This is a genomic window from Aquipuribacter sp. SD81, from assembly GCF_037153975.1.
GTDB lineage: Bacteria > Actinomycetota > Actinomycetes > Actinomycetales > JBBAYJ01 > Aquipuribacter.
In genome coordinates, this window is the sequence record NZ_JBBAYJ010000052.1 from 1 (window position 1) to 7,232 (window position 7,232).

7 protein-coding genes are annotated in these 7,232 nt (G+C 76.0%); 5 read left to right on the forward strand and 2 right to left on the reverse strand.

Features of this window, described 5'->3' with window-relative positions; translation table 11 throughout:
* Window positions 1-356 precede the first annotated feature (356 nt).
* Genes WAA21_RS17610 through WAA21_RS17625 form a run of 4 tightly spaced genes read left to right on the forward strand, consistent with a single transcriptional unit; the run spans window position 357 to window position 3,955 of the window.
* The gene (locus WAA21_RS17610; protein WP_336924162.1) at window positions 357-968 is read left to right on the forward strand and encodes a PadR family transcriptional regulator; all 612 of its coding nucleotides are present in this window, start codon (window positions 357-359) and stop codon (window positions 966-968) included.
* 35 nt (window positions 969-1,003) lie between these two features.
* Window positions 1,004-2,074, forward strand: a complete 1,071-nt coding sequence (locus tag WAA21_RS17615; protein WP_336924163.1) for an inositol-3-phosphate synthase — start codon at window positions 1,004-1,006, stop codon at window positions 2,072-2,074.
* A 10-nt stretch (window positions 2,075-2,084) separates the two neighbouring features.
* A complete protein-coding gene (locus WAA21_RS17620) occupies window positions 2,085-2,570 on the forward strand; it encodes a GtrA family protein (RefSeq protein WP_336924164.1) in 486 nt (161 codons plus the stop codon).
* Window positions 2,567-3,955: an MFS transporter gene (locus tag WAA21_RS17625; protein ID WP_336924165.1), complete on the forward strand. Its 1,389-nt coding sequence runs from the start codon at window positions 2,567-2,569 to the stop codon at window positions 3,953-3,955. Before WAA21_RS17620 ends, WAA21_RS17625 begins: the two co-directional genes overlap by 4 nt.
* Here WAA21_RS17625 and WAA21_RS17630 read toward each other — a convergent pair.
* Together WAA21_RS17630 and WAA21_RS17635 are read right to left on the reverse strand one after the other, a co-directional pair.
* On the reverse strand, window positions 3,946-4,938 hold the full coding sequence (locus tag WAA21_RS17630; RefSeq protein ID WP_336924166.1) for an S-layer homology domain-containing protein: 993 nt from the start codon (window positions 4,936-4,938) through the stop codon (window positions 3,946-3,948). The genes WAA21_RS17625 and WAA21_RS17630 overlap by 10 nt on opposite strands.
* Before the next feature lie 91 nt (window positions 4,939-5,029).
* Window positions 5,030-6,490 carry a CCA tRNA nucleotidyltransferase gene (locus WAA21_RS17635; protein ID WP_336924167.1) on the reverse strand — a complete coding sequence of 487 codons (1,461 nt, stop codon included), beginning with the start codon at window positions 6,488-6,490 and terminating at the stop codon, window positions 5,030-5,032.
* Window positions 6,491-6,618: 128 nt separating this feature from the next.
* Here WAA21_RS17635 and WAA21_RS17640 point away from each other — a divergent pair, with 128 nt between their 5' ends.
* Window positions 6,619-7,101 carry an NUDIX hydrolase gene (locus WAA21_RS17640; protein WP_336924168.1) on the forward strand — a complete coding sequence of 161 codons (483 nt, stop codon included), beginning with the start codon at window positions 6,619-6,621 and terminating at the stop codon, window positions 7,099-7,101.
* The last annotated feature ends 131 nt before the right edge of the window (window positions 7,102-7,232 follow it).

Below are 7,232 nucleotides of genomic sequence, written 5' to 3' on the forward strand. Positions count from 1 at the left end.
CGCCGTCGGGCCCGCGGCGCGCACGGGCGCGGCCCCGGGGCGGACGGGTCCGCCCCGCCACGCCGGGGCACCCCGGCGGGCGCTGGGGACGACGGTGGCCGCCGCCGTGGCCGGCGCACGCCGGCCACCGGCAGGCCGGGCGCTCTCGGGGAACAGCGGCGTGTCGGTAGGCATCCGGGCCAGTATGACCGCGCCGAGTTGGCGGTCGTGACACGCGCGATCTATGTTTCCCGCGGCCGTCGACGTATCGCAGCGATACATCGCGCCGACGTACCAGGACCAGGCTCCGACCGGCAGGCGCTGCCGCACGGGCCCGGGCGCCCACCGCTCCGCCACCCGACCCCGGAGGTCACGCCGTGCCCCGCCGCACCGACGTCATCGAGCTCGCCGTCCTCGGCGTCCTCGAGGACGCGCCGATGCACGGGTACCACCTGCGCAAGCAGGTCACGACCGTCCTCGGGCCGTGGCGCGCCGCCCTCAGCTTCGGGACCCTCTACCCCACGCTGCGCCGGCTGCAGGCCCGCGGTGACGTCGTCGCGCACGCCGCCGGCGACGCCGACCCGGCTCCCGGCGGCCCGCGCGGGCACCACCGGGTCGTCTACGAGGTCACGGGGTCCGGGCGCGCCCGCTTCCGCGACCTGCTCGCCGACCCCGGCGCGCCCTTCGGCGACGACGACGCCTTCGCCGTCCGGTTCGCGTTCTTCACGCGCCTGGGCACCGAGGACCGCGTCCGCGTGCTCGAGGGCCGGCGGGCGCGCCTGCTCGACCGGCTGACCGCCGCCCGGCGCGGCGACGGCGCGTCGTCGACCCGCGACCCCTACCGGCGCGCGTGGCTGCAGCGCGGCGTCGCCTCCCTCGAGGCGGAGCTGTCGTGGACCGACGCCCGCCTGGCCGCCGAGCGGCCCGCGTCGCCGGGGGCCCGCACGGTCCCGGGCGGCGGAACCGACCAGCCCCAGCACCACCGATGACAGGCCGGACCGTCCGGCCCCGACAAGGAGAACGCATGGGTTCCATCCGCCTCGCCGTGGTCGGCGTCGGCAACTGCGCCGCCTCGCTCGTCCAGGGCGTCCACTACTACGCCGACGCCGCGCCGGACGGTCAGGTGCCGGGCCTCATGCACGTGGACTTCGGCGGCTACCACGTGCGCGACATCGAGTTCGTGGCCGCGTTCGACGTCGACGCCAAGAAGGTCGGCTTCGACCTCTCCGAGGCGATCGTCGCGAGCGAGAACAACACCATCTCCATCTGCGACGTGCCGCCCCTCGGCGTGCCGGTGCAGCGCGGGCGCACCCTCGACGGCCTCGGCCGGTACTACCGCGAGACCATCGAGGAGTCCGACGCCGAGCCCGTCGACGTCGTGGCCGCCCTGCGCGAGGCGCGCGCCGACGTGCTCGTCTGCTACCTGCCGGTCGGCAGCGAGGACGCGGCGAAGTACTACGCCGAGTGCGCGATAGAGGCCGGCGTGGCCTTCGTCAACGCCCTGCCCGTCTTCATCGCCTCCGACCCGGCGTGGGCGCAGCGCTTCACCGACGCCGGCGTCCCGATCGTCGGCGACGACATCAAGAGCCAGGTCGGCGCGACCATCACCCACCGGGTGCTCGCGCGGCTGTTCCAGGAGCGCGGCGTCGTGCTGGACCGGACCTACCAGCTCAACGTCGGCGGCAACATGGACTTCAAGAACATGCTCGAGCGGGACCGGCTGGAGTCCAAGAAGGTCTCCAAGACGCAGGCCGTCACGAGCAACGTCGACCACGACCTCGGCGCCCGCAACGTCCACATCGGCCCGAGCGACTACGTGCAGTGGCTCGACGACCGCAAGTGGGCCTACGTGCGCCTGGAGGGCCGTGCGTTCGGCGACGTGCCGCTCAACCTCGAGTACAAGCTCGAGGTGTGGGACTCCCCGAACTCCGCCGGCGTCATCATCGACGCGGTCCGCGCGGCGAAGCTCGCCAAGGACCGTGGCCTGGGCGGTCCCGTGCACGCCGCGAGCACGTACTTCATGAAGTCGCCGCCCGTGCAGCTGCCGGACGACCAGGGCCGCGCGGGCGTCGAGGCGTTCATCCGCGGCGAGTGAGCCGCGGCGCGTGAGCACCGCCGACCGGGTCGACGACGGGCTCGGCGAGGGGCCCGTCGAGGCACGGTCGGCGGGCCCCCGCGCGCGCCTGCTCGCGCTCTACCGGCACAGCCTCACCCGGTTCCTCGCCTTCAGCGCGGTCGGGCTCAGCTTCGACCTCGCGGTGCTCGCGCTGCTCGACGCCACGACGCCCCTGCCCGCCCAGGCGAGCGTGACGGTCGCCTTCGCCCTCACGTACGCGCTGAACTTCGCGCTCAACCGCTGGTTCGCCTTCGACGCGGCCCACGGCCACGTGCGCGGGCAGCTGCGCCGCTTCCTGCCGCAGGTGGGCGCCGACTACCTGCTCGTCGTGTTCGGCGTGACGGTGCTCACGGCACTGGGGCTGCCGCTGCTGCTCGCCCGGCTGCTGTCGGCGTTCACCAACGCGGTGCTCAACTACACCGCCTACCGGTGGTGGACCTTCCGCGACGCGCTGCCCGGCCGGGGCCGCCGGTGACGGCCCGGGTGCACGACGACGGGCGGGCCGTCCCGACCTCGCCGGGCAGCCGCGGGTTCGGCCTCGTCCTGCGCGACGGGCGCTACCGGCGCCTGCTCGCGGTCCGCCTCGCCAGCCAGCTCGGCGACGGGGCCTTCCAGGCGGGGCTGGCGAGCTTCGTCCTGTTCAACCCGACGACGGCGCCCACCGCGCCGCTGGTCGCGGGCGCCCTGACGGTCGCGGTCCTGCCCTTCACGCTCGTCGGGCCCTTCGCCGGGGTCCTGCTGGACCGCTGGCCCCGCCAGCGCGTGCTGCTCGTGAGCAACGCCGTCCGCGTCGTGCTCGCGCTCGCCGTCGCCGGGCTCGTGGCCGCGTCCGGCGGCCGCTTCGAGGGGGCGACGCTCACCGGGCTCTACGTGCTCGTGCTCGCGGCGCTGTCGCTCAACCGCTTCCTGCTGGCCGGGCTCGGGGCCTCGCTGCCGAAGGTCGTCGAGCGGGACCTGCTCGTCGCGGCGAACGCCGTCACGCCGACGCTCGGCACGGGCGCCTTCGGCGCCGGCTTCGGGCTCGGCCTGCTCGCGCGGTTCGTGCTCGGCGCCGGTGCGGCGACGGACGCCGCCGTCGTCGGGCTCGGGGGCCTGCTGTGGGGGGCCGCGGCCCTGCTCACGCTGCGGCTCGCCCGGGGCGCGCTCGGACCCGACGCCCCGACCGGTGCGAGCGGCCGGCAGGCGGTGGCGGCGGTGCTGCGCGGCCTGCGCGAGGGGGTCGTGCACCTGTGGCGGCGCCCGCCCGCGCGCGACGCGATCGCGGTCGTGGGGGCCCACCGCGTCGCCTTCGGGCTGTCGACGATCGCGACGTTGCTCCTCGCGCGCGGCTACCTCGCCGACGACGTCGACGGCGGGCTCGGCGTGCTCGGGCTCGTCGGCGCGGCCGCCGCGGCCGGCGCGCTGCTCGCGGCGGCCGTCACGCCCGCGGCCGTGCGCCGCCTGGAGCACGTGGCACCGCACCGGCGGGCCGGCCTGCCCGCGCTCGACGCCTGGGTCGTCGCCGCGCTCGGCGCCGCGGCGCTCACCGAGGCGCTGTTCGTGCTCGGCATCGCGACGTGGTCGCTGACCGCGGGCGCCCTCGTGCTCGCGTGCGCGGGGCAGGTCGTGAAGATCGCGGCCGACACGCACGTCCACACGAGCGTGTCGGAGCCGTTGCGGGGCCGGGCGTTCGCCGGCTACGACGTCGTGTTCAACGCCGCCTTCGTGTCCGCCGCCGCGCTCGGGGCGCTGGTCGTCCCCGACGACGGCTGGTCGCGGTCGCTGTACGCCGCGATCGCGGTCGGCTACGCGGTCGTGGGGGTGGGCTACGCGACGGCCGCCCGGCGACGGGGCCCGGGTGGGCCCGGGCCTCAGGAGTAGGCGCGGAAGACGAACGCCGCCATGTGCTCGCGGGTCACCGACCAGCCGGGGTTGTAGCGCGGCGCGGTGCCCGACGACGCGGCCACGCCCTCGCGGGCCATCCACTCCACGGGCGCGAAGACGTACGTGCCGGGCCGGACGTCGGCGAAGGTCGCGCGCGACGGCACGCTCAGGGGCCTCGGTCCCTTGGCGCGGGCGAGGAAGGCCGCCATCTCGCCCCGGGAGACCGAGGCGGTGGGCCGGTAGACCGACGCCCTGCTCGCGATGCCCCGGGAGACGAGCCACTCGACCTCCTTGTGGAACGCCGACCCGCGGCGCACGTCGGAGAAGGTCGCGGTGGTGGGCGGGGTGAAGGCGGGCGAGCCCGCGGCGCGGTAGAGGAAGGCGGCCATCTGCCCCCGCGTCACCGGGTCCTTGCGGCCGAAGGAGCCGTCGCCGTAGCCCTGCGTGATGCCCCGCTCCTTGAGCCAGGCGATGGACTCGGAGTACGGCTCGCCGACCTGGACGTCGGTGAAGACCGACAGGGGCGAGGGGGACCGGGTGTACGTCGCGAACACCTGCACGGCCCACACGCGGCCGGAGGAGTCGACCTTCCGTCCGATCCCGATCGTCGTGTAGTCCCCGAGGATGTTCGCCTTGTGACCGGCGCTCGTCATCCACATCGAGTGCAGGACGTCGTCGGGGGCGCTGTGGCCGGACCCGACGTAGGCGACGTTCTCCCCCGCGCGGCTCCAGCCGCCGGGGATCTGCTGGGCGTACGACGGGTTGTGGCTCAGCCGCCCCGCGCGCGCGAGCTGCTCCGCCCACGCCTGCGCGACCCGCTGCAGCGCCGCGTCGCGGACCAGCACCTTCAGCCCCGCCGCGGTCCGCGAGCGGTCGACGTGGCCGTACAGCGTGCCCGTCGAGGCCTCCGCGGGTGGCACGAGGAGCAGGCCCAGCAGGAGGGCGACGACGGCGAGGACGAGTCGGGGGGCGCGACGCATGCCCCTGGGTCTCGGCACGCCGCGGCCGGGTCTTGAGCCGATACCACGACGGCACCCCGTCGTCACGTCGCCGCGCCGCGGTCGTCGCGGTTCAGGCGCCGCTCTCCGGCTGCTCGGCCCACCAGCGGCGCAGCTCCGCCTCGGCCTGCGACGCCTCGAGCGGCCCGCGGTCGAGCCGGACGGCGAGCAGGTGCGAGTACGCCCGGCCCACCACCGGCCCCGGCGGCAGGTCGAGCAGGCGCATGATGGCGTTGCCGTCGAGGTCGGGACGGACCCGCGCGAGCTCCTCCTGCTCCTGCAGCTCCTCGATCCGCCGCTCGAGGTCGTCGTAGGCCAGCCGCAGCCGCTGCGCCTTGCGCGCGTTGCGGGTCGTGGAGTCGCTGCGGGTGAGCCGGTGCAGCCGCGGCAGCAGGGGGCCCGCGTCCGTCACGTAGCGCCGCACGGCCGAGTCGGTCCACGCGCCGTCGCCGTAGCCGTGGAAGCGCAGGTGCAGCTCCACGAGCCGGGCGACGTCCCTGACGGTCTGCTTGTCGAACCGGAGGGCCTTGAGCCGCTTGGCCGTCAGCTTCGCACCGACGACCTCGTGGTGGTGGAAGCTGACGCCGCCGCCCGGCTCGAAGCGGCGGGTCGGTGGCTTGCCGACGTCGTGCATGAGCGCCGCCAGGCGCAGCACGAGGTCGGGGCCGGGCACGACGGCCTCGGGGTCGCGGTGGTCGTCCTCGAGGGCGATCGCCTGCTCGAGGACCGTGAGCGTGTGCTCGTAGACGTCCTTGTGGCGGTGGTGCTCGTCGACCTCCAGGCGCAGCGCCGGCAGCTCCGGCAGCACGTGCTCGGCGATCCCGGTGTCGACGAGGAGGGCGAGCCCTGCCCGCGGGTCGCGGCCCAGCAGCAGCTTGGTGAGCTCGTCGCGGACCCGCTCCGCCGACACGATCCCGATCGTCGGGGCGCGCTGGACCATGGCGGCGAGAGTGGTGGCGTCCGGTTGCATGCCGAGCTGGCTGGCGAAGCGCGCCGCGCGCATCATCCGCAGCGGGTCGTCGCGGAAGCTCGCGACGGCCGCCTGCGGCGTCCTCAGCCGCCGGGCGACCAGGTCGTCGACCCCGCCGAACGGGTCGACGAAGGCGAGGTCCGGCAGCCGCACCGCCATGGCGTTGACCGTGAAGTCGCGCCGGCGCAGGTCCTCGGTGAGCGAGGAGCCGAACTCCACGACGGGCTTGCGCGTCTCGCCGTCGTAGGCGTCGGCCCGGTACGTCGTGACCTCCACGACGGCGTCCCCGCGCCGCCCGCCCACGGTCCCGAACTCCCGGCCCACGTCCCACGTCGTGTCCGCCCAGCCGGCCAGCAGCCGCTCCGTCTCGTCCGGGCGGGCGTCCGTCGTGAGGTCGAGGTCGCCGGAGGTGCGGCCGAGGAAGGCGTCCCGGACCGGCCCGCCGACGAGCGCGAGCTCGTGACCGGCCGCCGCGAAGCGGCTCCCGAGGTCACCGAGCTGCGGTGCGAGCCGGGCGATGGCCGCGGTCGCGCGGCGCAGGGCGGCAGGACGGTCCTCGGGCACGACCGACAAGAGTAGGTGCCTTCCCGGCCCGCCCGGCCCGCCCGGCCCGCCCGGCCCGCCCGGCCGGCCTGCACGGGGTGAGCGCCCGGCCGCCCTGCGCGCGGTGACCGCGCGGCTACCCTGGCGCGATGAGCCCGGCACCCGTGAGGACAGAGGTGTCCGCCGGGGGCCTCGTGGTCGACCGCTCGGGCGCGCCCCCGCGCGTGGCCGTCATCTGCCGCCGCAACCGGGCCGGCCGCCTGGAGTGGTGCCTGCCCAAGGGCCACCTCGAGGGCGAGGAGACGCCCGAGCAGGCCGCGGTGCGCGAGATCGCCGAGGAGACCGGCATCGACGGGCGGGTGCTGGAGTCCCTCGGGGCCATCGACTACTGGTTCTTCGCCGACGGGCACCGCATCCACAAGACCGTCCACCTGTTCCTCCTCGAGGCGACGGGCGGCACCGTGACCGTCGACAACGACCCCGACCACGAGGCCGTCGAGGCCGCGTGGGTCGCCATGGACGCCCTCGAGCACCGGCTCGCGTTCCCCAACGAGCGCCGGGCGGTCCGCCTGGCCGCGGCCCGCCTCGGCGTGACCCTGCAGCACCGCACCGGCCGGCGGGGCCACGGGTGAGCGACCGGGTCACCGACCGCGACGGCGCCGCCCCCGGCGTCCCCGACCCGGACGCGCAGGCCGCGCAGGGGTCGCTGGCCGCGACCGGCCCCGGCACGGGCCGCGCCGACGCCCCGGCCGACGCCCCGGCC

What these genes read in the sequence shown, in the direction of transcription:
- WAA21_RS17615 (WP_336924163.1), top strand. Translation starts at nt 1,004, where the DNA reads ATGGGTTCCATCCGCCTCGCCGTGGTCGGCGTCGGCAACTGCGCCGCC.
- WAA21_RS17630 (WP_336924166.1), bottom strand. Translation starts at nt 4,938, where the DNA reads ATGCGTCGCGCCCCCCGACTCGTCCTCGCCGTCGTCGCCCTCCTGCTG.
- WAA21_RS17640 (WP_336924168.1), top strand. Translation starts at nt 6,619, where the DNA reads ATGAGCCCGGCACCCGTGAGGACAGAGGTGTCCGCCGGGGGCCTCGTG.